Annotated in this window: 27 protein-coding genes and 2 tRNA genes; 7 read left to right on the forward strand and 22 right to left on the reverse strand. The window is 61.9% G+C overall.

Going from position 1 to position 23,351, the window contains the following annotated elements; all coding sequences use genetic code 11:
* Positions 1-168: 168 nt before the first annotated feature.
* A complete protein-coding gene (locus ACF8C6_RS03150) occupies positions 169-579 on the reverse strand; it encodes a tetratricopeptide repeat protein (RefSeq protein ID WP_277688758.1) in 411 nt (136 codons plus the stop codon).
* A 425-nt stretch (positions 580-1,004) separates the two neighbouring features.
* Between ACF8C6_RS03150 and ACF8C6_RS03155 the strand changes: the two genes are divergently transcribed.
* The 4 genes from ACF8C6_RS03155 to ACF8C6_RS03170 all read left to right on the forward strand — a co-directional run bounded on the left by ACF8C6_RS03155 (position 1,005) and on the right by ACF8C6_RS03170 (position 5,433).
* Positions 1,005-1,388 (forward strand): DUF2946 domain-containing protein, encoded by a 384-nt coding sequence (locus ACF8C6_RS03155; RefSeq protein ID WP_392497972.1) that lies wholly within the window; start codon positions 1,005-1,007, stop codon positions 1,386-1,388.
* A gap of 93 nt (positions 1,389-1,481) precedes the next feature.
* On the forward strand, positions 1,482-3,545 hold the full coding sequence (locus ACF8C6_RS03160) for a TonB-dependent receptor family protein (protein WP_392497973.1): 2,064 nt from the start codon (positions 1,482-1,484) through the stop codon (positions 3,543-3,545).
* The gene (locus ACF8C6_RS03165; RefSeq protein WP_392497974.1) at positions 3,542-4,972 is read left to right on the forward strand and encodes a PepSY domain-containing protein; all 1,431 of its coding nucleotides are present in this window, start codon (positions 3,542-3,544) and stop codon (positions 4,970-4,972) included. Before ACF8C6_RS03160 ends, ACF8C6_RS03165 begins: the two co-directional genes overlap by 4 nt.
* On the forward strand, positions 4,969-5,433 hold the full coding sequence (locus tag ACF8C6_RS03170; RefSeq protein WP_392497975.1) for a copper chaperone PCu(A)C: 465 nt from the start codon (positions 4,969-4,971) through the stop codon (positions 5,431-5,433). The genes ACF8C6_RS03165 and ACF8C6_RS03170 overlap by 4 nt, the downstream gene beginning before the upstream one ends.
* Here the strand turns inward: ACF8C6_RS03170 and ACF8C6_RS03175 are convergent, their stop codons facing one another.
* The 6 genes from ACF8C6_RS03175 to dapA all read right to left on the reverse strand — a co-directional run bounded on the left by ACF8C6_RS03175 (position 5,434) and on the right by dapA (position 9,900).
* Complete coding sequence (locus tag ACF8C6_RS03175) at positions 5,434-6,186, reverse strand: RES family NAD+ phosphorylase (RefSeq protein WP_392497976.1); 753 nt, start codon at positions 6,184-6,186, stop codon at positions 5,434-5,436.
* Positions 6,187-6,215: 29 nt separating this feature from the next.
* Positions 6,216-6,587, reverse strand: coding sequence for an antitoxin Xre/MbcA/ParS toxin-binding domain-containing protein (locus ACF8C6_RS03180; RefSeq protein WP_392497977.1), 372 nt, complete (start codon positions 6,585-6,587; stop codon positions 6,216-6,218).
* Between the two features lie 135 nt (positions 6,588-6,722).
* Positions 6,723-6,812: transfer RNA gene (locus tag ACF8C6_RS03185), tRNA-Ser, on the reverse strand.
* Between the two features lie 123 nt (positions 6,813-6,935).
* Complete coding sequence (locus ACF8C6_RS03190; RefSeq protein WP_277688721.1) at positions 6,936-7,805, reverse strand: phosphoribosylaminoimidazolesuccinocarboxamide synthase; 870 nt, start codon at positions 7,803-7,805, stop codon at positions 6,936-6,938.
* A gap of 83 nt (positions 7,806-7,888) precedes the next feature.
* The gene (gene bamC, locus ACF8C6_RS03195) at positions 7,889-9,004 is read right to left on the reverse strand and encodes an outer membrane protein assembly factor BamC (RefSeq protein ID WP_392497978.1); all 1,116 of its coding nucleotides are present in this window, start codon (positions 9,002-9,004) and stop codon (positions 7,889-7,891) included.
* 17 nt (positions 9,005-9,021) lie between these two features.
* Positions 9,022-9,900: a 4-hydroxy-tetrahydrodipicolinate synthase gene (dapA, locus tag ACF8C6_RS03200; RefSeq protein WP_392497979.1), complete on the reverse strand. Its 879-nt coding sequence runs from the start codon at positions 9,898-9,900 to the stop codon at positions 9,022-9,024.
* Between the two features lie 168 nt (positions 9,901-10,068).
* On the opposite strand from dapA, the gene ACF8C6_RS03205 reads away from it, so the two are divergent.
* Positions 10,069-10,626: a glycine cleavage system protein R gene (locus tag ACF8C6_RS03205; protein ID WP_392497980.1), complete on the forward strand. Its 558-nt coding sequence runs from the start codon at positions 10,069-10,071 to the stop codon at positions 10,624-10,626.
* A gap of 19 nt (positions 10,627-10,645) precedes the next feature.
* Complete coding sequence (locus tag ACF8C6_RS03210; protein ID WP_392497981.1) at positions 10,646-11,119, forward strand: peroxiredoxin; 474 nt, start codon at positions 10,646-10,648, stop codon at positions 11,117-11,119.
* Between the two features lie 47 nt (positions 11,120-11,166).
* Here ACF8C6_RS03210 and ACF8C6_RS03215 read toward each other — a convergent pair whose 3' ends face one another.
* Entirely contained in the window at positions 11,167-11,406 is a 240-nt protein-coding gene (locus ACF8C6_RS03215; protein WP_392497982.1) for a sulfurtransferase TusA family protein, read from the reverse strand.
* A 99-nt stretch (positions 11,407-11,505) separates the two neighbouring features.
* Between ACF8C6_RS03215 and ACF8C6_RS03220 the strand changes: the two genes are divergently transcribed.
* Positions 11,506-12,936: a M48 family metalloprotease gene (locus ACF8C6_RS03220; RefSeq protein WP_392497983.1), complete on the forward strand. Its 1,431-nt coding sequence runs from the start codon at positions 11,506-11,508 to the stop codon at positions 12,934-12,936.
* Positions 12,937-12,996: 60 nt separating this feature from the next.
* Here ACF8C6_RS03220 and nadA read toward each other — a convergent pair whose 3' ends face one another.
* The 14 genes from nadA to ruvC form a co-directional block, all read right to left on the reverse strand.
* Positions 12,997-14,055 (reverse strand): quinolinate synthase NadA, encoded by a 1,059-nt coding sequence (gene nadA / locus ACF8C6_RS03225; protein ID WP_277688714.1) that lies wholly within the window; start codon positions 14,053-14,055, stop codon positions 12,997-12,999.
* 134 nt (positions 14,056-14,189) lie between these two features.
* Positions 14,190-14,265: transfer RNA gene (locus tag ACF8C6_RS03230), tRNA-Lys, on the reverse strand.
* A gap of 55 nt (positions 14,266-14,320) precedes the next feature.
* Positions 14,321-14,995, reverse strand: coding sequence for a 7-cyano-7-deazaguanine synthase QueC (gene queC, locus ACF8C6_RS03235; protein ID WP_392497984.1), 675 nt, complete (start codon positions 14,993-14,995; stop codon positions 14,321-14,323).
* Positions 14,996-15,008: 13 nt separating this feature from the next.
* Positions 15,009-15,656, reverse strand: coding sequence for a 7-carboxy-7-deazaguanine synthase QueE (gene queE / locus ACF8C6_RS03240; RefSeq protein ID WP_392498170.1), 648 nt, complete (start codon positions 15,654-15,656; stop codon positions 15,009-15,011).
* Between the two features lie 118 nt (positions 15,657-15,774).
* A complete protein-coding gene (gene ybgF / locus ACF8C6_RS03245) occupies positions 15,775-16,590 on the reverse strand; it encodes a tol-pal system protein YbgF (RefSeq protein ID WP_277688712.1) in 816 nt (271 codons plus the stop codon).
* Positions 16,591-16,596: 6 nt separating this feature from the next.
* The gene (gene pal / locus ACF8C6_RS03250) at positions 16,597-17,094 is read right to left on the reverse strand and encodes a peptidoglycan-associated lipoprotein Pal (protein WP_277688711.1); all 498 of its coding nucleotides are present in this window, start codon (positions 17,092-17,094) and stop codon (positions 16,597-16,599) included.
* Positions 17,095-17,150: 56 nt separating this feature from the next.
* A complete protein-coding gene (tolB, locus tag ACF8C6_RS03255; protein ID WP_392498171.1) occupies positions 17,151-18,392 on the reverse strand; it encodes a Tol-Pal system beta propeller repeat protein TolB in 1,242 nt (413 codons plus the stop codon).
* 53 nt (positions 18,393-18,445) lie between these two features.
* A complete protein-coding gene (gene tolA, locus ACF8C6_RS03260) occupies positions 18,446-19,408 on the reverse strand; it encodes a cell envelope integrity protein TolA (RefSeq protein WP_392497985.1) in 963 nt (320 codons plus the stop codon).
* On the reverse strand, positions 19,408-19,866 hold the full coding sequence (gene tolR / locus ACF8C6_RS03265) for a protein TolR (RefSeq protein WP_277688709.1): 459 nt from the start codon (positions 19,864-19,866) through the stop codon (positions 19,408-19,410). The genes tolA and tolR overlap by 1 nt, the downstream gene beginning before the upstream one ends.
* 10 nt (positions 19,867-19,876) lie before the next feature.
* Positions 19,877-20,548 (reverse strand): protein TolQ, encoded by a 672-nt coding sequence (tolQ, locus tag ACF8C6_RS03270; protein ID WP_392498172.1) that lies wholly within the window; start codon positions 20,546-20,548, stop codon positions 19,877-19,879.
* Between the two features lie 29 nt (positions 20,549-20,577).
* Complete coding sequence (ybgC, locus tag ACF8C6_RS03275) at positions 20,578-21,021, reverse strand: tol-pal system-associated acyl-CoA thioesterase (RefSeq protein WP_392497986.1); 444 nt, start codon at positions 21,019-21,021, stop codon at positions 20,578-20,580.
* Positions 21,022-21,073: 52 nt separating this feature from the next.
* Complete coding sequence (ruvB, locus tag ACF8C6_RS03280) at positions 21,074-22,126, reverse strand: Holliday junction branch migration DNA helicase RuvB (protein WP_392497987.1); 1,053 nt, start codon at positions 22,124-22,126, stop codon at positions 21,074-21,076.
* Between the two features lie 6 nt (positions 22,127-22,132).
* Entirely contained in the window at positions 22,133-22,738 is a 606-nt protein-coding gene (ruvA, locus tag ACF8C6_RS03285; RefSeq protein ID WP_392497988.1) for a Holliday junction branch migration protein RuvA, read from the reverse strand.
* Between the two features lie 17 nt (positions 22,739-22,755).
* Entirely contained in the window at positions 22,756-23,280 is a 525-nt protein-coding gene (gene ruvC / locus ACF8C6_RS03290; protein WP_277688706.1) for a crossover junction endodeoxyribonuclease RuvC, read from the reverse strand.
* Between the last annotated feature and the right edge of the window lie 71 nt (positions 23,281-23,351).

A 23,351-nucleotide genomic window follows, 5' to 3' on the forward strand; every position in this document is an offset into this window, starting at 1 on the left:
CTGTGAGAGCGACTTTAGTCGCGATGCCCTTGTACTGACCTGATCGCGACTGAAGTCGCTCCCACAACGCTTGTCCCGGCACAGCCCCTGCGATTAGGGGGAGCCCATCAACACATGGGACGAGCCAATAAAGACTGTGGCTGCTACGCGAGCTTAGATAGCCGGCACTCAGGGTAGGCGCTTGAGCAGACGCACGGCCTCATGGGAGCCCTGGGCAGCCGCCATCTCCAGCCAGTGGCGCGCCTGTGCGAACTCAGCCTGACGCGGCTGACTGTAATAACGCGCCAGCTCCAGCTGCGCACGCAGATCACCTGCCCGGGCAGCCTGGCGCAGCAGCTCCAGACCGATGCGACGGTCACGGGTGTTGCCGCAATCGCGGCACAGCAGTTGCCCCAGACGACTCTGTGCCACGACAACCCCCTGACGGGCAGGCTGCTTGAGCATGCGTCCGGCGATGCGTTTGACACTGGCGTGATGTCCCAGGCGTGGGCGATCGAGCAGCCACAGGGCCAGGCGGGTGGGCAGGCGAGTGCCGGCGTCGGACGGGTGCTGGGTGGCGTGGAGAGCGCGAGACTTCATGTAGGCTTTGGCTGACATCGGGGCGCGCCACTCTACTCTCTTTTTTCGCCGGGTAAAGACTTGCAAAATTCGGCGGCCTGCGTTCTAGAGCGAGGACTCTAAACAGTCCACAGAAGCTGTGGATAACTCCGTGGATAACTTGGTGAAAATCTGTCTCAACCCCCGTCCGCTGGGGTTCACAGACAAACTGTCGATTTTTTCACCAGCAATAAAAATCTATATTTTTCAATAACTTAAAAATTGAATAAGAAGAATCAAGCAGTTACGACGGATTGTGACACTAGCTTGACAAGCTGCGCCGCCAATGTGCACAAGTGCTGCGCTCGCATGGCCGCCGTGCTCCTTTTCAGAGCGCTTCGGGTGCGACATTGCGACCACCTGCGGCAAGTGACCGCACGCCCCTTGAGCTGCTAGATTTGCTCGCCATGAAGCTCAGCCCATTACATCGCGCCGCCACCGCCTGGATGCTCTATGTGTGCATCCTGAGCAACCTGCTGGCCTGCGCCATCGCCCACGGCCAAGATGCCGGGCTGCAACTGAGCGGCATAGGCGGGCTGTACTGCTCGACGAGCGGCAACGCCGGCATCGGGTTCGCCGATGACTTCAGCGGCAGCGACAGCGCCAGTATGAGCAACCCCTTCACCTGCGCTCTGGGTGCCAATGCCGTGGTCAGCCTCGGGCTGCTCTTTGTCCTCGCCTGGCTGCTACGCCCTGCCCGCACACCGCGCGCCCTGCGCGAGCAACAGAGCAAGGCCCCTCCCCGCTATTTCTGGCCCTCGGCCAATCCCCGCGCCTCTCCCCAGTTCTGATCCCGGCCGCCATCCCGGCCACTGGTAATTCATCTCTGCCATTCACGAGTGCAACGGCACGCTTGCCGTGCCTCGCCGTACCGGATCGGAACCATGACAAGAACCACAGACGTACTCCTGCGCCCTCTCTTCGTGCCCACCCTGCTCGCCCTGAGCCTGGGCTTCGCCCAGCAGACCAGCGCCGCGCACAGCCTGGAACTGGACAGCACCCATATCGAAGGCCGTCAGGCCAGTGACCCCACAGCCCCCAGCCTGGCCGAGAAACAGGCCGAGTTCGCCCACATTCCCGGCGGCGCCGAGGTGGTGGATGCCGAACGCTATAAGAATGGCCGCGCCAGCAATCTGCAGGACGCCCTCGGCCTGGCCACCGGCGTGTTCATCCAGCCACGCTTCGGCGCCGAGGAGGCACGCCTGTCGATTCGCGGCTCGGGCCTGCAACGCACCTTCCATGGCCGCGGTCTGCTGCTGATGCAGGATGGCGCACCGATCAACTCGCCCGATGGCAGCTTTGACTTCCAGAGCATCGAGCCGTTGGCCACCGACCATATCGAAGTGCTGCGTGGTGCCAACGCCTGGCGTTACGGCGCGGCCAACCTGGGGGGCGCGATCAACTTCGTCAGCCCCACCGGCAAGAGCGCACCGCCAGTCACCCTGCGCATGGAAGGCGGCAGCTTCGACTACCAGCGCCTATACGCCGCCTTCGCCCAAGACTTCGGCGCCTGGGACGCCTTCATCAGCCTCAACGACTATGCCCAGGACGGCTTTCGCGACCACGCCCACCAGGACAACCAGCGTTACTTCGCCAACCTCGGCGGGCGCATCAACGAGCGCCTGTCCACACGCTTCTACCTGACCCATGTGGAAACCGATTCGGACCTGCCGGGCAACCTGACCAAGGCCCAGCTACGCGACAATCCGGAGCAGGCTACCTCCCTGGCCCAGGACCAGCAGCGCGATTTCACCCTCAACCGCCTGGGCAATATCAGCGTGCTGGAACTGGACGGTGGCCATAGCCTCGAACTGGCCACCTACTACAGCGAGAAGTCGCTGTTTCACCCCATCTTCCAGGTACTGGACGTGGACTACGAAGACTACGGCCTGCGCCTGACCCACAAGTGGCAGAGCGACACCGGCTGGCGTTGGCAGGGTGGCCTGGACAGCAGCCACGGCCGCGCCTGGGACTCGCACTACGCCAACCTGGGCGGACACCGCGGCAACAAGCTCAATGAGCTGCACCAGACCGCGCGCAACCTCAACCTGTTCGGCGAGCTGGAAATCCCGCTAACCGAGCGTTGGGCGCTGATCACCGGTGCGGCCTGGCAGCACCAGGAGCGCGATGTGGACGACCGCTTGCGCTGCAACGCCTTCGTCACCGGTTTCTGCCTGCCGCAGGACGAATCCTTCAACAAGACCTACATCGGCCGCAGCGAGCGCATCGGCCTGCGCCATGACCTGAGCGACGAGCTGCAACTGTTCACCAACTTCAGCCAGAGCTTCGAGCCGCCGACCTTCAGCGAGCTGTCCGGCGGCGCCATCGTCAGCGAGAACGACGCACAGAAGGCCAACACCCTGGAAGCCGGTCTGCGCTGGAATCGCGACCACCTGGATATCGACCTGGCGGTCTACCGCAGCGAGATCCGCGACGAGCTGATTGGTTACACCGACCCGACTCGCCCCAGCAACGTGATCACCACCAACGCCGACCGCACCATCCACCAAGGCATCGAGCTCGGCGCGGCCTGGACCCTGGGCGACTTCGTGCTGCGCGGTCAGTACCTGTTCAACGATTTCCGCTTCGACAATGACGAAACCTACGGCGACAACCGCATCGCCGGCGTGCCGCGTCAGTTCCTCAAGGGCGAAGCGCTGTGGCAGCGCGCCGGCTGGTACGCCGGCCCGACGCTGGAATGGGTGCCAACCCACTACGCGGTGGACCATGCCGAAAGCCTGTACGCCGAAGGCTACGCCATCTGGGGCCTGAAGGGCGGTTACCGGCCAGGCGAGGGCCTGGGCTTCTTCGTCGAGGGGCGCAACCTCGCGGACAAGCGCTACATCGCCACCACCGGCGTAGTGGCCAACGCCAACGGCCAGGATGCTGCACTGTTCCTGCCCGGCGATGGCCGCAGCCTGTATGTCGGCCTGGAGTGGCGGATGTGAGCTGGCGTCAGCGACTGCTGCGGCTGATGCCGTGGCACCGACGCCTGGCACTGCTGGCCTGCGTCGGCATCTTCACCTGGGCCGTCAGCGGCATGCTGCACCCTCTGATGAGCGCACTGCAGCCACGTCCGGCGCAGGTCATGGCGCCACGCCCGGCATTGCCGCTGGAGCAGTTGCGGGCACCGGCGCAGGTGCTGGCCGACGCGGGCATCGCCACGGTGGCAGGCCTGCGCCTGCTGCTGGTGGATGGCGAGCCCTATTACCAGGCGCGCCTACCCGGCCAGGCCGAGCCACGCTACTGGCATGCTCGCAGCGGAACGCCCACCGACCTTATCGCCCGTCATGCACAGGCTCTAGCCGCTCATTATCTGAGCAGCCAGGAGCCCCTGCGCTACAGCGGTAGTCTGACAGGCTTCGACAGCGAGTATGTGTTCATCAACCACCTGCTGCCGGCAGCGCGGGTCGATAGCGCGCGCGAGGATGGCCTGAGGCTGTATGTCGATCTCTATCAGGATCGCCTCGGCAGCCTGGTGGACGACCGCAAAGCCTGGTTCAGCCTACTGTTCCAGCAACTGCACAACTTCGCCTGGCTGCAACCCCTGGAGGGCTGGCGCATCGCCTTGATGCTGCTGTTGCTGGTCTGCGTAGCCCTCACCCTGGCACTGGGTATCGCCCTGTTCCTGGCCAGGCGACGCGCACCCACCCGTCTGCGCCGCGCGCATGGCTGGGGCGGCCTGCTGCTGGCCGTCGCCGCCTTCGGCTTCCTCTTCAGCGGCACCTGGCACCTGCTGCACAAGCAGACGGCTCCGGCTGCGTTGCAGGCATTCACCGCGCAACTGGCCAGCGCCAGCCTGATCGCCGCCCCCGACGCAGGCTGGCTCCCCGCAGGCAGCAGGCTGCGGCAGCTGAGTCTGGTCGAACTGGATGGCGAGCCCGCCTGGCGCCTGCAAACAGACAGCGGCCTGCACTACCGTAGCGCCAGCGGCCAGGCGCTGGATGAGGCTGCCGCCCAGCGCTATCTGCTGCAACGCCTTGCTCACTACGCGACACAGGCTGGGCTCGGCGAACCGCTGCAAGTCAGCCTGCAGACCGGCTTCGACCACGACTACGGCTTCATCTTCAAGCGCCTGCCGGTGTTCAAGGCCAGTTATGCCGATAATGGCAACACCGCGCTGTATATCGACCCACTGGATGGTGCCCTCGCCGCCCGTGTCGACGATGCCGACCGCAGTGAAGGCGCTACCTTCGCCTACCTGCACAAATGGGAGCTGCTCGGCCATCTGAGCAAGCCCGTCAAGGACCTGGCCCTGAGCCTGGCCGCCCTGGCGCTGGTAGTCTTGGCCCTCAGCGGCCTCTGGCTGTACGCCCGGCGACCGCGCCGTGCGCCTGCCACCTCATTCACTGCCCCACAAGGAGAAACACCATGAAAGCGCACAAGCTTCTGCTGTTGGCCGGCCTGCTGGTCTCGCCGCTGCTGGCCCAGGCTCACGACTACCAAGCCGGCCAGATCGAGATCGATCACCCCTGGTCGCGCGCGATGCCGCCGAGCGCGCCCAACGCCGCCGCCTTCTTCGTTCTGCAGAATCAGGGCGATACGGCCGACCGTCTGATCTCGGCCAGCAGCCCGCAGGCGCAGAAGACCGAGATCCACGAGCACGTGCACAAGGACGGCCTGATGAAAATGCAGCAGGTGCAAGGCGTGGATGTACCTGCCGGTGGCGAGGTGAAGTTCGTGCCCATGGGCTACCACGTGATGCTGTTCGGCGTGCAGAAACAGGCCCAGGATGGAGAGCGCTTTCCGCTTACCCTGCGCTTCGAAAAGGCCGGCGAGGTGCAGGTCGAGGTTGCCGTGCAAAAGGATGCTCCGGCCAGCGAGCACCAACACTGATCAGGCGGGCTGCGGCAGGCGCCCGTCCACCAGATAGAGATCAAGGGCAAACAGGCGCGGGATATCCGGCGCCTGGGCGCTCTTGAACGCCACATAGCCTGCCGTGGTCTCGCACAGCCAGGTCTGCTGGTTGCGCGGGCGCCGCTCACTGAACGCACTCGGCGCGTACAGCGCCACGTTGCTGCCCAGCAAGGGACAGCGTGCCGATGGATACTCGAAAGCCTCCACACCTGCCTCGCGCATGGCGCTACCCAGCGCCTGAGTGGCGGCGTAATCACTGCGGTGCATCAATGCCTCGCGAAAGCGATCAAAAGGCGGCATGTGCAGCCGAATACCATGCTCGACCTGATAGCGCGCCTCGAACGACGAATGCTCTGAGACAATCCGTCCACTCGGTGGCGGCTCGACCATGCCCTGCCAGAGCACAAAGCGGTAGAAAGCCGTTTCCGCCATCGCCGTTTCCAGGCGACAGGCGGCGTAGAACAGACTCGGCTCATGGCGCCGCCCGAAACGCGAGCCCCAGCGCAGCGGCGGATAACGAAACGGCGTATGCAGCAGGTAGTGCAGCGGTTCATCGCTACGCGGCAGCGGCGGCTTGCTGGTTTCCAATAGCTGCTCGAGCAAAGCCTGCTCTTCCAGAGTGTCCACCAACTGCAAGGTGGCGACCTGCTCCTGATTCTCCACCAACCGCACCAGCCGACCACGCAACGGAATGATCTGCTCGACGCCCGCGCAGGCTTGCCAGATGTCCATATCAAAACTCGCTTAGGTCGCCCAGACCATCAGACCTTGCCACGAATGGCATCGAGATACTCGACCACCCGCACCAGGCCCTGGACCTGGTTCATCTGCTCGAGCGGCACACCGGCCAGGTGACGATTCTCGGTGCGCAGAAAATGGCGCATGTCCTGAAGATTACCGCCGAACAAGGCGAACAGGGCGCGATAGGCACGAATCAGCAGCAGGGCCAACTCTCCCGTCTTGCTCTGTGGCCGCAACCCGCCACTCTCGCTCCAGCGACTGATGGCAGAACGGTTAACGCCCACAATGGCAGCCAGCTCCTGCTGGGTCAGCCCCAATTGTTCACGGGTATTGAGCAGGGCCTTGAGCAGAACAGCCTCGGCCTCGACTCCGGGTTTGCTGAGGGCACTCATGGCAGCCTCTTAAATGTTTGTTCAGCTCAAAAATAGCAGATAAAGAGCGAAACAAACACCAATGACTCGGTGTCAGCCAATTTTCCGGGACAACAAAAAACCCCTGGAACCAGTGATTCCAGGGGTTTCCATGAATGGCGGGAAGATAGGGATTTGAACCCTAGGTGCCATTGCTGACACAACGGATTTCGAATCCGTCCCGTTCGACCACTCCGGCATCTTCCCAAAGCGGTGCGCATGATACCAGTTGGCGAAACGTAGTCCAGAAATTTTTCTTGTTTGATCAGATGCTTGCGCCGCACCCATGAAAAAGGGCGCCGCAGCGCCCTCCTTCTACAACCCAATCACTCATTGAGTCAGACGAGTGAGCGCCTCGCGGTACTTGTCGGCGGTCTTCTGGGCGACGTCAGCCGGCACGGCCGGCGCTGGCGGCTGCTTGTTCCAGCCGGTCGACTCCAGCCAGTCGCGCACGAACTGCTTGTCGAAACTCGGCGGGTTGCTGCCTTCGGCGTAGCTGTCGGCCGGCCAGAAGCGGCTAGAGTCCGGGGTCAGCGCCTCGTCCATCAAGGTCAGCGTGCCGTCTTCATCCAGGCCGAACTCGAACTTGGTGTCGGCAATGATGATGCCGCGTGTCGCTGCGTATTCGACCGCGGCGCTGTACAGGGCGATAGCGGTGTCACGCACCTTGGCGGCCAGTTCCTTGCCGATGATCGCCTCGCACTGCTCGAAGCTGATGTTTTCATCATGGTCGCCGACGGCAGCCTTGGTCGACGGCGTGAAGATCGGCTGCGGCAGCTTGGCCGCCTCTTTCAAGCCAGCCGGCAACTGGATACCACAGACGGTGCCGCTCTTCTGGTACTCCTTCCAGCCGGAGCCGACGATATAGCCACGCACGATGGCTTCCACAGCTACCGGCTTGAGGCGCTTGGCGACTACGGCACGCCCTTCGACCAGCGGCAACTCGGCTGCCGGCACCACGTCCTCGACCTTGTCACCAGTGAAGTGGTTGGGGACCAAGTGCCCCAGCTTGTCGAACCAGAAGTTGGAGATAGCAGTGAGAATCTTGCCCTTCTCCGGAATCGGCTCGTTGAGAATCACGTCGAAGGCCGACAGGCGATCCGTGGCGACCATCAGCATGCGCTTGGCGTCGATCTCGTAGAGATCACGGACTTTGCCCGAATAGATTTTCTTCAGGCTCAGGGTGCTGGGAGTTGTCATGTCGAATTTCCGCCTGGTTTAAACGAAACAGGCGAAACCCACCGGGTTTCGCCTATCGATTGGCTGCGAGCACGGCGCTCAACTCAGCCGAGGTTGTCCTTGATCAGGGTCAGCACGCGTTGCGCCGTGTCTGCCGGAGCGGCCGTGTTGATGTCCTTCTCCACCGAGACCTGGACTTCGCCATTGGCACCGCTGGTCAGGCGCACCTGATAACGTTCGGCACGGGCGTCGATCTCTTCCTGGCTCGGCTCGCTGCTGAACAGACCGCTGATAAAGCCCTTCTTCTCTTCCGGCTTCTTCGCGCCTTCGGCCATGTTGACGTAGTACACGCCCAGACTGCGGTTAATGTCATCGATGCGCACATCCCCCAACTCCAGGGCGCGACCGACGCTGGACCAGGCACGATCAAAATCGGTGCTGAGGTTGAGCACCGGGTTGCCGGCACCATCGGTGGTCAGGTTGACGCGGTTGGGGGCGTCGTAGCTGCGCGCGGCCAGCAGAGAGACCGAACCGTGCTCGGCGGTGCTGCTCAGGTCGGCGAGCATGCCATCAAGCAACGAGGCTTCCAGGCTGGCGATGCCGGTACGCGCCGGGAAGGCGACATCGGCAGTGCTGTCCTCATCACGCTCGACACTGGCCACGAAGACTTCGCTGGTGCCGCGCACGACACCCGGCTCGATACGGACACGCACGCGGACCTGGTTGTCCTCATCGGACAGCAGGCTACCGACACGGCGCCCCATGGACGGAGCCAGCTCTGCCGGGGTTTGCCACTCGGTATTGAATTCGCCGGTTTGCGGGCGCTCTTCAGCGATGCGGAAGCCGTTGTTCTCGAAGTAGGAGCGGGCAACCGGCCAGACCGCCGACGGATCACGCTGAGCGACCAGCCAACGCGAGTCGCCGCTCTTCTGCAAGCTGAACTGGCTGGCTTCACCACTCACGCCCATCGGCTGCGGACGCGGCACTTCAAATTCCTGCGGAGTCTGTGTGCTGGTCGCGACATGCGCCGGTACCGGCAGCAGTGGATCGAGACGCTTGGCATCGACATCGGCCGGCAGCTGCATCGGCGCCGTCTGACGCGCGTCGAGGTAATCGGTAGAACGATCACGGAAGTAACCTTCGTCACCCCAGAGCCAGCCGCAGCCGCTGGTGCTGGAAATGATCAGGGCAAGGGTGGAAAGACCAGCCAGTCGCTTCATGCGTATTACTTCCTCGATTAAGCCAGGACGCCGGTCTGGCGCATGGCCTGACGCAGCGGTTCGTGACAGCGCGGGCTGAGCCAGGTCAGTGGCAGACGAATACCGTCGGCCATCAAGCCCATCTCGTGCAGGGCCCACTTCACCGGAATCGGGTTGGATTCGATGAACAGATTCTTGTGCAGCGGCATCAGACGGTCGTTGATGGCGCGGGCAGTGGCGGCATCACCGGCAATCGCGGCAGCACACAACTCGGCCATGGCACGCGGGGCGACGTTGGCGGTGACCGAGATATTGCCCTTGCCGCCCATCAGCATCAGCTCGACGGCGGTCGCGTCGTCACCGGAGTAGACCAGGAAGTCGGAGCTGACCCGGTCAAGGATGTCCTTGGCACGCTGCAAATCGCCAGTGGCTTCCTTGATGCCGATGATGTTGGCGATCTTGGACAGACGCTCGACGGTCTCTGGCAGCATGTCGCACACGGTACGGCCCGGTACGTTGTAGAGAATCTGCGGGATGGCCACAGCCTCGGCAATATGGCGGAAGTGCTGGTAGAGGCCTTCCTGGGTCGGTTTGTTGTAGTACGGGGTCACCAGCAGGCAGGCATCGGCACCGACGCTCTTGGCGTTCTGGGTCAGCTCGACGGCTTCACGGGTGCTGTTGGCGCCGGTACCGGCGATCACCGGGATACGCCCTGCAACCTGATCGACCACGCGACGAATGACTTCGACATGCTCGTGCACATCCAGCGTGGCGGACTCGCCCGTGGTGCCGACGGCAACTATTGCATTGGTGCCTTCCTGCAGGTGGAAATCCACCAGTTTGTGCAGGCCATCCCAGTCCAGACCACCCTGAGAATCCATGGGCGTGACCAGTGCCACCATGCTGCCCGAAATCATGCAACCGCTCCTGCCGGAAAAAGAGAGCAGTAATGGTACTGGCGCCACCTGTGTTGCACAAGCGAACCCGCGGGGCTGCCAGCATTCCCCTGAGCGGCGCTTTTCGCTACCCTTCCGGCTTTATCCGGTGCTGCTCGGGCACCCTCTCTCCCTTTTCAGGAAGGCTGCATGTCCACCCCCTCGGTTCGCGAACAATTCCTCGTCATCAGCGCCCTCGGCGCCAACCCCATGGAGCTGACCAGCGTGCTCTGCCGCGCGACCCAGGAGAACCGTTGCGGCGTGGTTAGCAGCCGCCTCACCCGCCACGGCGAATACAGCGCCCTGACACTGCAGGTCAGCGGCAACTGGGACGCCCTGGCCCGCCTGGAAGGTGCGCTACCAAGCCTGGCCAAGCGCCACAGCTTCAGCGTTAACATGACCCGCAGTGCCGCGCTCGATGTGCGCCCCAACGCCCTGCCTTATGTGGCCTATGTCAGTTGCGCCTATCGCCCGGACATCCTCAACGAGCTGTGCCAGTTCTTCGCCGATCATCGCGTCGAGCTGGAAAACATCACCTGCGACACCTACCAGGCGCCACAGACCGGCGGCACCCTGCTGAATGTCACCATCACCGTGACGCTGCCCGCCGGCACCCAAATCAGCTGGCTGCGTGACCAGTTCCTCGACTTTGCCGATGCCCTCAACCTGGACGCCCTGATCGAACCCTGGCGCCCGCAGAATCCGTGATAGATAGAAGGAGCAGACGATGGCCGTAACCCTTGACCAACCGGTTGCCGATTTCAGCGCCGCCGCCACCAGCGGCCAGCAGGTGAGCCTGAGCGCCCTCAAGGGCCAGCAGGTCGTCATCTATTTCTACCCGAAGGACAGCACGCCAGGCTGCACCACCGAAGGCCAGGGCTTTCGCGACCACTACCCGGCGTTTCAGGCGGCCAACACTCAGGTCTTCGGGGTGTCACGCGACGGCATGAAGTCTCATGAGAACTTCAAGTGCAAGCAGGCCTTTCCCTTCGAGCTGATCAGCGACAAGGATGAAGCGCTCTGTCAGCTGTTCGATGTAATCAAACTGAAGAAGCTGTACGGCAAGGAATACCTGGGCATCGACCGCAGCACCTTCCTGATCGATGCCAAGGGCGTGCTGCGTCACGAATGGCGCGGCGTGAAAGTGCCGGGTCATGTCGAAGAAGTACTGGCAGCCGCACAAGCCCTCAACCAAGCCTGACCCACATAAAATGAAGGCCGCAACCGCGGCCTTTTTCGTCAATGGGATCAGGCTTTCTTCAGCCAATAGCGGAATACGCCCCCCTCATCCTCCTCGCGCAACAGTTCATGGCCCGCCAGCCGGGCGAAAGCACGAAAGTCACGTTGCGAGCCAGCATCGGTGGCCGTCACCTTGAGCACCGCGCCGCTGGCCAGACGATTCAGTTCCAACTTGGCCTTGAGCAGCGGTAGCGGACAGCTCAGGCCGCTGGCGTCGAGCTCGGCATCGCAGGCAGGGATATCAGTCATGGGCATCTCCTCGAAGGCCGGCAAGGATACCGCACAAGCCTGGCCAGCGGCCCACCGAGCCAGCTAGAGTAACGACTTTGTCCAAGCCAGAGCCTCTGCATGAATTTTCTGCGCCCGACCCTGCTTGCCCTTGCCTGCCTGACGCTGCCAGCAGGCGCCAGTGATCTGCCCTCATTGGGCGACGCCAGCTCCTCCATCATTTCACCCGAGCAGGAGCACCGCCTCGGCCGGGCCTGGCTCAGCATGCTGCGCGGCCAGGTCGATCAGCTGTCCGACCCACAGCTCAAAGACTTCGTGGAAACCAGTGTTTACCGCCTGGCCGAAACCAGCGAGCTACAGGACAAGCGTCTTGAGTTCGTTCTGCTCAATAGCCCGCAGATCAACGCCTTTGCCGCCCCCGGCGGCATCGTCGGAGTCAATGGTGGCCTGCTGCTCAATGCCAAAACCGAAGCCGAGTACGCTTCGGTGATGGCCCACGAACTGGCTCACCTTTCCCAGCGCCACTTCGCCCGCGGCGTGGAAGCGCAGCAGCGTATGCAGGTACCAGTCATGGCGGCCATGCTCGCCGGCATCGTCGCGGCGGCGGCCGGCGCAGGCGATGCCGGCATTGCCACCATGATGGGTGCTCAGGCTGCAGCCATTCAGGAACAGCGGCGCTTCTCTCGACAGAACGAACAGGAAGCCGACCGCATTGGCCTGCTCAACCTGGAAAGAGCCGGCTACGATCCACGCGCCATGCCGAGCATGTTCGAACTGCTGATGCGCCAGTACCGTTACGATTCGCGCCCACCGGAGTTCCTGCTGACCCACCCGGTGACCGAATCGCGTATCGCCGATACGCGCAACCGCGCCGAGCAATTCCCGGCAGGCGGTATCGTAAACAGCCTGAACTACCAGCTGATGCGTGCGCGCACCCAGTTGCTCTTCGAGGAAACACCCGGGATTGCCGCCAAGCGCTTTCGCGCCATGCTCGATACCGATCCCACACTCGAAGCCGCCCGCTATGGCCTGGCGATCGCCCTGATCAAGGGCGGCCAGCACGAGCAGGCCCGCAAAGAGCTGAACGAGTTGCTGAGTAAGTCGCCCAACAACCTGCCTTACAACCTGGCCATGGTCGATGTGGACAGCGCCACCAAACGCCTCAGCGACGCACAGCGCCGTATCGAGCGCTTAGGCGAGCTGTATCCGGAGAGCTATCCACTGGAGCAGGCACGGATCGATCTGCTGCTTAAACAAGGCCAGAACCAGCAGGCCGAAGCGGCTCTCGATCAGCTGCTCAAGCAACGTGGCAATGACCCGGACGTGTGGTATCAGGTTGCCGAAGTGCGCGGCCTGACCGGCAACATCATCGGCCTGCACCGTGCACGCGCCGAGTTCTTCGCCCTGGTTGGCGACTACGACCAGGCCCTGGAACAACTCGACCTAGCCAAGCGCCGCGCCAGCAGCAACTTCCCAATGGCCTCACGCATCGACGCTCGCCAACAGCAACTGCAGGAAGAGAAGAACGCTATCGACAAGATGATGCGCTAATAACTCGTACCATGAAAAAAGCCCGGCGCTTGGCCGGGCATTTTTTGTTTGCATGGGCAATCAGGCGTTGCCGCTCAGCTTCATCCGCGCCGCCTGTGTGAAATCCAGCATGCGCTTGAGCGGTCGCACTGCCCGCGGAATCAGCGCAGGGTCGACCAGAATCTCGTTGCTCCCCTCGCGCAGGCACTGCAGGGTGCGCTGCAGGGTGTTCATGGCCATCCAGGGGCAATGTGCGCAGCTGCGGCAAGCAGCACCATTACCCGCCGTGGGCGCCTCGATGAACGCCTTGTCCGGGCACAGCTGCTGCATCTTGTAAAAGATGCCGCGGTCAGTGGCGACGATGAAGGTCTTGTTCGGCAGGGTTTGCGCAGCCTTGATCAATTGGCTGGTGGAACCCACTGCATCGGCAAGCTCGATCACCGCCTCGGGAGACTCTGGGTGGACCAGCACGGCGGCATCCGGATAGAGCGCCTTCATGTCCTGCAACTGCTTGGCCTTGAACTCCTCGTGAACGATGCAAGCCCCGTCCCACAGCAGCATATCGGCACCGGTTTCACGCTGGATATAGCGCCCCAGATGCTGGTCCGGCGCCCAGAGAATCTTCTCGCCGTTGTCCATCAGGCTCTCGACGATCTCCAGCGCGCAGCTGGAGGTCACCACCCAGTCAGCACGCGCCTTCACTGCCGCCGAGGTATTGGCGTAAACCACCACGGTACGGTCCGGATGCTGGTCGCAAAAAGCCGAGAACTCATCCACCGGGCATCCCAGGTCCAGCGAGCAAGTGGCGTCCAGCGTCGGCATCAGCACACGCTTTTCCGGGTTGAGAATCTTCGCCGTCTCACCCATGAACTTGACGCCAGCGACCACCACGGTCTGCGCCTCGTGCTGATTGCCGAAGCGGGCCATTTCCAGGGAGTCGGATACGCAACCACCGGTTTCCTCGGCCAGCGCCTGAATGACCGGGTCACAATAATAGTGGGCCACCAACACGGCGTTCTGCTTCTTCAACTCGGCAGCGATTTCGCTGCGGTAGAAGGCTTCCTGTTCTGGCGTCAGTGCCACCGGCTGCTTGGCATCGAGATGCGCCTGAACCAGAAGGCGTTCGGAAATCTGCGTCATATCATCAAACCTGCGGGCGCTCATACGCGAGCGGCGAGTATACACCCAGGCCCCGGCAGCCGGCTGGGGAGCCGACCTGGCGGCATCTTTTCGCGGGGCAAAAAAAAGCCAGTCTTGCGACTGGCTTTGCGATCTGGTGGGTCGTGTAGGATTCGAACCTACGACCAATTGGTTAAAAGCCAACTGCTCTACCGACTGAGCTAACGACCCAACGCGGGACGTATAATACTGATTTAATTCAGGAAATCAACACCCTACGAAAAAATTAAACGTAGCGGGTCGGGTCAGCCACGCCCGCCGCGACAAAACCGGCGGCGCGCAGGCGGCAGCTGTCGCACTTGCCGCAAGCGCGCCCCTCATCATCAGCCTGGTAACAGGAAACGGTCAGGCTGTAATCCACGCCATGACGCAGCCCGACCTCGACGATCTGTGCCTTGCTCAGGTTCTGCAACGGCGCCTGGATACGGAAGCCATCGCCTTCGACACCCTCGCGAGTCGCCAGGTTGGCCATCCGCTCGAACGCTTCAATAAAAGCTGGCCGGCAATCCGGATAACCCGAATAGTCCACCGCATTGACTCCGATAAAAATGTCCCGCGCTCCCAGCACCTCGGCCCACCCCAGCGCCAGGGAGAGGAAGACCGTGTTGCGCGCCGGCACATAGGTCACCGGAATACCCTCGGTCGGGGCTTCGGGCACGGCAATGGAGGTGTCGGTCAACGCCGAACCACCAATGCCGTTGAGATTCAGACCGATCACCTTGTGCTCGACCACCCCCAGTTGCCGTGCCACTCGCTCGGCAGCCTGCAGTTCGGCACGATGACGCTGACCATAGTCGAAGCCCATGCTGTAACAGGCAAAGCCCTCGGCCTTGGCCTGCGCCAGGATGGTAGCGGAATCAAGGCCACCCGAGAGCAGCACCACGGCTTTCTTGTCGCTCATATCACTACCCTCCTCAGTGCCCTGGCTCGTCATTCCACAGAATTTTGTGTAACTGCATCTGGAAGCGTACCGGCAGATTGTCGGCAACTATCCACTCGGCCAACTCACGCGCACTCACTTGCTGGTGACTGGGCGAAAACAGCACTTCACCCACCCGCTCATCGAGACGATATTCGATCAGCTTGGAGACCGACCAGTCGTAGTCTTCACGTGAGCAGATGACGAATTTGACCTGATCATTCGCGGTAAGCGCAGCGATGTTGCTGTACAGATTTCGCGAAACCTCAGCCGAGCCCGGGGTTTTCAGATCGACCACGCGACTGACGCGCGGGTCGGTCGGTGCAATGTCCATCGCACCACTGGTTTCCAGGGAAACCCGGTAGCCGGCATCGCATAGACGCGCGAGCAAAGGGATGCAGTTCGGTTGAGCCAGCGGCTCACCACCTGTGACACAGACATAACGCGGCTTGAAACTGGCGACCCGGGCACAGATCGCCTCCAGGGTCATGATCTCGCCACCACTGAAGGCATAGGCGGTGTCGCAGTACTGGCAGCGCAGCGGGCAACCAGTCAGGCGAACGAATACCGTGGGCAGGCCACTGGTACGCGTCTCGCCCTGCAACGAGTAGAAAATCTCGGTAATGCGCAGGGTTTCTTGCATATAGGCACCGGGCGTGACGGCGAAACAGGCCATCCGCCTCCGTTGCGGTTGAATAAGGCCAGCGATAGTAACGAAAAAGCCCGCGGCGAGCGCGGGCTTTCTGGTCGACCGGGAATTCTTACTGCAAGCGCTGTAAATCGCGCTGCGCCAGCTGAGCGGCCGATGTGCCCGGGTACTGGGCAACCAACTGCTGCAAAATACCCTTGGCGTTGGCGGTATTACCCATGCGCTGCTCGACATCAGCCAGTTTAAACAGGGAGTCCGGCACCTTGGCATGGGTCGGGTAGTTGGCGCTGACCAAGGCAAAGGCACGCCCTGCAGCCTGTAGGTCACCCTTGGCCAGGTTGACTTCGCCCAGCCAGTACTGCGCGTTACCGGCGTACTGGCTTTGCGGGAATTTGCGCAGGAAACCGTCGAAAGCCTGACTGGCCTTGTCGAAGTCCTTGGCCTTGATCAGATCGAAGGCAGCGTCGTAATACAGCTTTTCCTTCGCCGGATCGGCAGGTTCATTGCTCGCCGCCGGAGCCTGCTGGCTCGGTGCGCTAGGCGTGCCGGCCGCATTGATTGCACCGGACTGAGAATTCTGGGCAGGTGCCTGAGCACCGGCAGTACCGCTTTGCAGGCGGCCATCGAGATCCTGGTAACGCGCCAGGCTTTCCTGCTTGAGGCGCTGAATCTCGTTTTGCTGCTCTTCAACCATGCCACGCAGCTGAGCAATCTCTTGCTGCATCTGCTGCAGTTGCATGAACAGCTCGCCCTGCGCCGAGGTCGGGGTTACAGCCCCGCCCCCGGCGTAGGCGCCACTCGTACCGTAACCAGCAGGTGGGTAGCTACTGCCGTAACCGGCACTGCCATCCACCACGGGAACCTCAGCCCAGGCCGCGAGCGGCAGGGCCAATACCAGAGAGGTCAGGATACGAGGGCACTTATGCATAGCGAATTACTTACGCAGTTCTACGCGGCGGTTCTGAGCCCAGGAGGACTCGTCGCTACCAGTAGCAACCGGACGCTCTTCGCCATAGGAAACCAGTTCCAGCTGAGCCGGGGAAACGCCCTGCAGTACCAGGTAGCGCTGAACGGCCTGAGCACGACGCTCGCCCAGAGCCATGTTGTACTCGCGGGTGCCGCGCTCGTCGGTGTGGCCTTCCAGAACGACGCGAGCGCCGTTGCCTTTCAGGTCCTTGGCGTGTACGTCCAGAGCGCGCATGGCTTCCGGCTTCAGGTCGGAGCTGTCGTACTCGAAGTAGAAGGTGGTGATGGCGCGCAGAGCGGCTTCTTCGCTCAGAGCACCGTCAACGCCGCTACCGCCAGCGTTGTAGCCAGCGTTCGGGTCTACAGCGCCTTCGCCGGAGGTGTCGCCGCCTTTGGAGGAGCAACCTACAGCCACGGCCAGAGCCAGGCTCAGAGCAGCAAATTTGCCGAATTTAAGCATATCCATGATGGACTCCTAATGATCCCAGGTGTGTTTAAGAAAGTGTTGGTTCTGATACCGCATCAGTTCAGGTATGGGGACCACGAAGGCTCTCGGACATCGCCTTGAGCGGTAGGAATTGGGAGCCTAACGCGCCCATTGGTGGACACGAGCATCAAGACTCCCCGGCCCTGCTGGCGGGTGGCGTAGATTAGCATGGTGCCATTTGGCGCAACAGTGGGCGAATCATCCAGACTGGTCTCGGAGAGGATGCGTAAACGACTGGTTACAAGATCCTGAGCCGCCACTTTGAAGTTGGTAAAACCATCCTGACGATGAATCATTACCAGGGTCTTCTCGTCGGCGGAAAGTTTCGGGTTGGCGTTGTAGTTGCCGGTGAAGGTTACTCGTTCGGCTCCGCCACCGATCCGCTGCTTATAGATCTGCGGCTTGCCGGCGCGGTCAGACGTGAAATACAGAGTCTGTCCATCCTTGCCCCAGAACGGTTCGGTATCGATGGCATAGTGGTTGGTCACGCGCTGCAGTTGACGAGTTCCCAGATCCATCACGTAGATCTCCGGGTTACCGTCCTTGGACAGCACGAAGGCCAGGCGGTTGCCATCCGGCGAGAAGGCCGGCGCACCGTTGAGCCCCTCGAAATTGGTGATCTGCTCGCGGCGACCGGTATCGACATGCTGAATGAAGATGCGCGGGCGACGCTGCTCGAAGGACACATAGGCGATGCGGCGACCATCTGGCGCATAACGTGGCGACAGAATCGGTTCGCGCGACTGCAGCAAGGTCACGCCACGGGCACCGTCATAGTCGGAGCGCTGCAGCGTGTAACGCGTATTGTTGACGCCAAAACGCTCGGCAGTAACGTAGAGCATCTTGGTGGAGAAAGCGCCCTTGACCCCAGTGAGTTTCTCGAAGGCCTGATCGGCAGCGTAGTGCGCCATATCACGCAGTTGATCGGTGGTACCGCCAACGGTACCCGCCATTACCTGCTGCTGAGTTGCCACGTTGAACAGGGCATATTGGGCCTGCAGGCGGGCGCCGTTGGGCACAATGCTGCCGACCATCACGTACTGGGCGCCGATGGCCTGCCAATCACGGTAGATGATCTCGGCGGCCGAGGTCGGCAGGCTGATCATGTTCTGCCTCGGAATCGGCTCGTACATCCCGGTGTTACGCAAATCGTTACCGATGATGGTGGCCAGATCCTCCGGCAATACGGTGCCGCCCTGCCAGCCAAACGGCACCACCGCGATAGGGATGGCCCGATCGGCACCACTGGTCACCAGAATGTTCTTCTCTTCGGCCATGGCCAGACTGGCAACACAGCAAAGCGTCAGCAGCAGGCCTCGAAACATAGTGATCACAGATCCAGATCCTCTGGGGTAAAGGTCATCTTGAACGAACGATAGGCATTGAAGTCACTCGGGTTCATGCCACTCATCTCCGGTATGCGGCCCACATTACGCACTGCAGTGACCGCCGAACTGTCGAAAGCGCCATCGCCACTGGAACGCGATACGGCTGCGTTGGTGATGGTGCCGTCGGGCAACATGTTGATCTGCACCACTACACTCATCCCGTTACGCGCTGATGGCGGGCGACTCCAGTTCTGCGATACCAGCTGGCGGATCAGATCATCATAGTTACCTGCCACCTGATCGCCGACCTCATCGGCCAACGCCTGCTGGCGCTCAGTGGTATCCGAGAGTAGCTCGGCCAGGGCCTGCGCCTTCTTCTCTTCCGCCGACTTGCGCGCCGCTTCGGCAGCTTTGCGCTTCTGCTCGGCTTCCGCTTTCTTCTTCGCCTCTTCAGCCTTCTTCTTGGCTTCCTCGGCTTTTTTCTTCTGCGCCTCGTAGGCCTTCTTCTTGGCCTCTTCGGCGGCTTTCTTCTTCTCTTCTTCCGCTTTCTTCTTGGCGATCTCAGCCTGCTTCTTCTGCTCGGCTTTTTTCGCTTCCTCGGCTTTCTTGGCCTCAGCCTGTTTTTTCGCTACCTCGGCCTGTTTGGCCGCCTCAGCTTTCTTTTGTTCCGCAGCCTGTTGTTTCTGCTGCTCTTCCTTCTTTGCTTCCAGCTGCTCGACCTCGAACTGGCGTGCAGCCGTTTTCTTGGCTTCGCCGGCGATTTTCTGGTTGGTCTGGGTAGTTGCCTGGCTCTGCGACTTGAGCTGGTAAAGCGTTGCCTGAACGATTGGCTTGCTCGGCGGCAGCTCTGGCGCGAAATGGAAGCTGACGAACAACATGGCGAACATCAGGGCGTGCAATGCCACAGCCCAGATGGTTGGCCAGAAGTAGCTTTCCGAAGAGGAGCGCGTGCTCTGCTGCTGCATCAGGGCGCCTCGGTGATCAGCCCGACGTTAGCCACGCCAGCCTCTTGCAGGCCGCCCATCACCGCCATCACGGAGCCGTAGTCGACCGCCTTGTCACCACGCACGAAGACCTGCACCTTCTTGCCCTGACTGGCGTTCTGATTGAGGATCGCGCCAACCGTCTGCACCAGTTGCGGCAGTGCAGTCGCGGTTTCGCTGGCCTTACCCTGGTCCGGGTCGACTTCCTCACCCATGTTCCAATAGTAGGTCTTGTCGGCCTTGATCGAGATGGTCAGCACGCGGGAGTCGTTATCCTGCGGCAACACCTCACTGGAAACCTTGGGCAGATCGACTTTCACACCCTGATTGAGCATGGGTGCGGTCACCATAAAGATCACCAGCAGCACCAGCATGACGTCGATGTAGGGCACGACGTTCATCTCGGCGACCGGTTTGCGTCTGTTGCGAATTCGGGCCATGGGCTAGATCTCAGTCGTCCGAGGTGTGGACCTTGCGGTGCAGGATCGCCTGGAATTCGTCGGCGAAGGTGTAGTAGCGACCAATCAGACGCTCGCCCTGTGCAGAGAAACGGTTGTAGGCGATCACCGCCGGAATTGCGGCGAACAGGCCAATGGCAGTGGCGATGAGTGCTTCGGCAATGCCCGGCGCCACGGTCGCCAGGGTGGCCTGCTGCACGGCGCCCAGGCCACGGAAAGAGTTCATGATGCCCCACACGGTGCCGAACAGACCGATGTACGGGCTGGTAGAACCAACAGTGGCAAGAAATGGTAGAGCGGTTTCCAGCTTTTCTTCCTCGCGAGAAATGGCCACACGCATCGCACGGGCAACGCCGTCCATCACGGCATCCGGATCGACACCGGACTGCTGACGCAGGCGGGAGAATTCCTTGAAACCGGCACGGAAGATCTGCTCCACACCGCAATCGGGGTCCGGATTGCTACCGGCCTGGCGATAGAGCTTGGACAGGTCGATGCCCGACCAGAAGCGCTCTTCGAACACCTCCAGGGACTTCTTCGCGGCACGCAGCATGGTGCTGCGCTGGAAGATCATGATCCAGGACACCACCGAAGCGGCGACCAGGCTCAGCATGACCAGTTGCACCACGAAACTGGCGTTGCTGATCAGGCTCCACATCGACATATGGTCAACGGTGTTGGCTGCTTCCACGCTTACTCTCCTACTGGAACGGAAGCCGCACCGACGAAGGCCGCACGCAGCGCCTCGGGTATGGCACGGGGTTTCAAATTGTCGGCACGTACGCAGGCCACCAAAAACTGCCCCTCGCAGAGCAGCGCCTCATCCGTCGCCCGCCTTACCTGTTGACGGAAGCGAATACTGGCACGGTTCAACTCCATCACCTCGGCACTGATAGAAATCTCGTCGTCCAGCTTGGCCGGGGCGTGATAGCGCGCCTCGGCGGAATGCACGACGAACAGCAGGTTCTCGTCGACCAGCTGCGACTGGGCGAAACCCAGGTGCCGCAAGCGCTCGGTACGAGCCCGCTCCATAAACTTGAGGTAATTGACGTAGTAGACGATGCCACCGGCGTCGGTGTCTTCGTAATACACCCGACTGCGGAGGACGAAAGGCTTGGCCTCGTTTTGTGCGCGCATACTCTAGTGCTAGCTCCATGGGTTGCCAATTGGGGTCGGCAACTATTTTTTGTTACTCGTCGCTGCCGCCGAACAAGTCGGCGGTCGGCGTATCGAGCAGGCGCTTGGGCAGATTCAAGCCGAAGTGCAAATATGCGTGTCGAGTGACCACCCTGCCCCGCGGCGTACGCATGATGTAACCCTGCTGGATCAGATAGGGCTCGAGCACATCCTCGATGGTGCCTCTCTCCTCACCGATGGCCGCCGCCAGGTTATCGATGCCGACAGGCCCGCCATCGAACTTGTCGATCATGGCCAGCAGTAGACGTCTGTCCTGGTGGTCGAAGCCACGCTCATCCACATCCAGCATGTTCAGCGCCTGATCAGCCACGGCGCGACTGATTTGCCCACCAGCACGCACCTCGGCGAAGTCGCGCACCCGGCGCAGCAGACGGTTGGCGATACGCGGCGTGCCACGGGCGCGGCGGGCGATCTCGAAAGCCCCCTCGGCATCGATGGCCAGCCCGAGAATGGCGGCGGAACGACTGACGATGGTCGCCAGATCGGCATTGGAGTAGAACTCCAGGCGCTGGACGATGCCGAAGCGGTCACGCAGCGGATTGGTCAGCATGCCCGCGCGCGTGGTCGCACCGACCAGAGTGAAGGGCGGCAGATCAAGCTTGATCGAACGCGCCGCAGGGCCCTCGCCGATCATGATGTCGAGCTGAAAGTCCTCCATGGCCGGATACAGGACCTCCTCAACCACCGGCGACAGGCGATGGATCTCATCGACGAACAGCACGTCGCCGGCTTCCAGGTTGGTCAGCAGTGCGGCCAGATCGCCCGGACGCTCCAGCACCGGGCCCGACGTACTCTTGATCGAGACGCCCATTTCCTGAGCAATGATATTGGCCAGCGTGGTCTTGCCCAGGCCCGGCGGGCCGAAGATCAGGGTGTGATCCAGTGCCTCCTGACGATTCTTGGCGGCCTGGATGAACAGCTCCATCTGCTCGCGCACCACGGGCTGGCCGATGTATTCGGCCAGCTTGAGCGGGCGAATGGCACGATCGAGTTGCTCGTCGCGGTCACGACTGCTGGCTGTGATCAGGCGGTCGGCTTCGATCATCGGGACTTACACCATTCCTTTCAGGGCGCGGCGGATCATTTCTTCGCTGCTCAACCCGTCTTCCTTGATCGCCGCCACGGCCTTGCTGGCCTCCTGCGGCTTGAAGCCGAGGGCGATCAATGCACTCAGGGCATCGCTCTCCGCGCTTGAGACTGCCACACCGGCGCGAGGTTCCACCACCAGTGGGGCGATGGTCGGCATGCTCTCCCAGGCCTTGAAGCGATCCTTGAGCTCGACCAGCAGGCGCTCGGCGGTTTTCTTGCCGACGCCCGGAATCTTCACCAGGGTCGAAGTGTCCTGGGCTTGAACGCAGCGCACCAGCTCGTCCACTTCCAGCCCGGACATCAGCGCCAGCGCCAGCTTGGGCCCGACGCCATTCAAACGGATCAGCTCGCGAAACAGTTCGCGCTCGCGCTTCTCGAAGAAGCCATAGAGCAGATGGGCGTCCTCGCGCACCACCAGGTGGGTGTGCAAGGTCACCGGCTCGCCGACCGATGGCAGGCGATAGAGGGTGGTCATCGGCACCTCCAGCTCATAGCCGACTCCATTCACATCGAGAACCAGGTGTGGCGGCTGCTTTTCCGCCAAAGTGCCTCTCAGGCGTCCGATCACGATTTCGTTTCCTTTTCTTACAAACGCAGGCGACCGCTACGACGCTTGGCGCCAAGCAGGCCGTGGGGAATCAGGCTTTGTCGGTGGTGGGCATGACAGAGGGCGATGGCCAGGGCATCGGAGGCGTCGATTTGAGGCTTCTGCACCAGCTTGAGCAGGTGCATGACCATCATCATCACCTGCTGCTTGTCGGCGCCGCCGGTGCCGGCGATGGCCTGCTTGACCTGACTGGCGGTGTATTCGCTGACCTCCAGCCCTGCCTCGATGCCGGCGACGATGGCCGCGCCACGGGCCTGACCGAGCTTGAGCGCCGAGTCGGCGTTCTTGGCCATGAACACCTGCTCGATACCCATGGTTACCGGCCCATGCAGGCGAATCACCTCGCTGACGCCACGAAATACCTTCTGCAGACGCTCCGGCAGGGCGCCCTCACCCGTGCGAATGCAACCCGAGGCGACATACTCACAGCCCCGACCGGTATCACGCACCACGCCATAGCCAGTGATGCGCGAGCCGGGGTCTATGCCGAGAATCAGGGTCATGCCGCCGTGCGCTCCATAACCGGTCAAGGCCGGCATACTGTCTATTTATCCAGCCGCGAGTATACGGAGTG

Origin of the sequence: Pseudomonas sp. zbq_18 (genome assembly GCF_043102245.1) — a bacterium.
Lineage (GTDB): Bacteria > Pseudomonadota > Gammaproteobacteria > Pseudomonadales > Pseudomonadaceae > Aquipseudomonas.

What these genes read in the sequence shown, in the direction of transcription:
- ybgF (WP_277688712.1), bottom strand. Translation starts at nt 16,590, where the DNA reads ATGCATAAGTGCCCTCGTATCCTGACCTCTCTGGTATTGGCCCTGCCG.
- tolR (WP_277688709.1), bottom strand. Translation starts at nt 19,866, where the DNA reads ATGGCCCGAATTCGCAACAGACGCAAACCGGTCGCCGAGATGAACGTC.
- ACF8C6_RS03180 (WP_392497977.1), bottom strand. Translation starts at nt 6,587, where the DNA reads ATGAGTGCCCTCAGCAAACCCGGAGTCGAGGCCGAGGCTGTTCTGCTC.
- ACF8C6_RS03150 (WP_277688758.1), bottom strand. Translation starts at nt 579, where the DNA reads ATGAAGTCTCGCGCTCTCCACGCCACCCAGCACCCGTCCGACGCCGGC.
- ybgC (WP_392497986.1), bottom strand. Translation starts at nt 21,021, where the DNA reads ATGCGCGCACAAAACGAGGCCAAGCCTTTCGTCCTCCGCAGTCGGGTG.
- ACF8C6_RS03155 (WP_392497972.1), top strand. Translation starts at nt 1,005, where the DNA reads ATGAAGCTCAGCCCATTACATCGCGCCGCCACCGCCTGGATGCTCTAT.
- tolB (WP_392498171.1), bottom strand. Translation starts at nt 18,392, where the DNA reads ATGGCCGAAGAGAAGAACATTCTGGTGACCAGTGGTGCCGATCGGGCC.
- ruvB (WP_392497987.1), bottom strand. Translation starts at nt 22,126, where the DNA reads ATGATCGAAGCCGACCGCCTGATCACAGCCAGCAGTCGTGACCGCGAC.
- ACF8C6_RS03160 (WP_392497973.1), top strand. Translation starts at nt 1,482, where the DNA reads ATGACAAGAACCACAGACGTACTCCTGCGCCCTCTCTTCGTGCCCACC.
- pal (WP_277688711.1), bottom strand. Translation starts at nt 17,094, where the DNA reads ATGGATATGCTTAAATTCGGCAAATTTGCTGCTCTGAGCCTGGCTCTG.
- ACF8C6_RS03220 (WP_392497983.1), top strand. Translation starts at nt 11,506, where the DNA reads ATGAATTTTCTGCGCCCGACCCTGCTTGCCCTTGCCTGCCTGACGCTG.
- nadA (WP_277688714.1), bottom strand. Translation starts at nt 14,055, where the DNA reads ATGACGCAGATTTCCGAACGCCTTCTGGTTCAGGCGCATCTCGATGCC.
- ACF8C6_RS03215 (WP_392497982.1), bottom strand. Translation starts at nt 11,406, where the DNA reads ATGACTGATATCCCTGCCTGCGATGCCGAGCTCGACGCCAGCGGCCTG.
- ACF8C6_RS03210 (WP_392497981.1), top strand. Translation starts at nt 10,646, where the DNA reads ATGGCCGTAACCCTTGACCAACCGGTTGCCGATTTCAGCGCCGCCGCC.
- queE (WP_392498170.1), bottom strand. Translation starts at nt 15,656, where the DNA reads ATGCAAGAAACCCTGCGCATTACCGAGATTTTCTACTCGTTGCAGGGC.
- ACF8C6_RS03175 (WP_392497976.1), bottom strand. Translation starts at nt 6,186, where the DNA reads ATGGACATCTGGCAAGCCTGCGCGGGCGTCGAGCAGATCATTCCGTTG.
- ACF8C6_RS03190 (WP_277688721.1), bottom strand. Translation starts at nt 7,805, where the DNA reads ATGACAACTCCCAGCACCCTGAGCCTGAAGAAAATCTATTCGGGCAAA.
- tolA (WP_392497985.1), bottom strand. Translation starts at nt 19,408, where the DNA reads ATGCAGCAGCAGAGCACGCGCTCCTCTTCGGAAAGCTACTTCTGGCCA.
- bamC (WP_392497978.1), bottom strand. Translation starts at nt 9,004, where the DNA reads ATGAAGCGACTGGCTGGTCTTTCCACCCTTGCCCTGATCATTTCCAGC.
- dapA (WP_392497979.1), bottom strand. Translation starts at nt 9,900, where the DNA reads ATGATTTCGGGCAGCATGGTGGCACTGGTCACGCCCATGGATTCTCAG.
- ACF8C6_RS03170 (WP_392497975.1), top strand. Translation starts at nt 4,969, where the DNA reads ATGAAAGCGCACAAGCTTCTGCTGTTGGCCGGCCTGCTGGTCTCGCCG.
- ruvC (WP_277688706.1), bottom strand. Translation starts at nt 23,280, where the DNA reads ATGACCCTGATTCTCGGCATAGACCCCGGCTCGCGCATCACTGGCTAT.
- ACF8C6_RS03205 (WP_392497980.1), top strand. Translation starts at nt 10,069, where the DNA reads ATGTCCACCCCCTCGGTTCGCGAACAATTCCTCGTCATCAGCGCCCTC.
- queC (WP_392497984.1), bottom strand. Translation starts at nt 14,995, where the DNA reads ATGAGCGACAAGAAAGCCGTGGTGCTGCTCTCGGGTGGCCTTGATTCC.
- tolQ (WP_392498172.1), bottom strand. Translation starts at nt 20,548, where the DNA reads ATGTCGATGTGGAGCCTGATCAGCAACGCCAGTTTCGTGGTGCAACTG.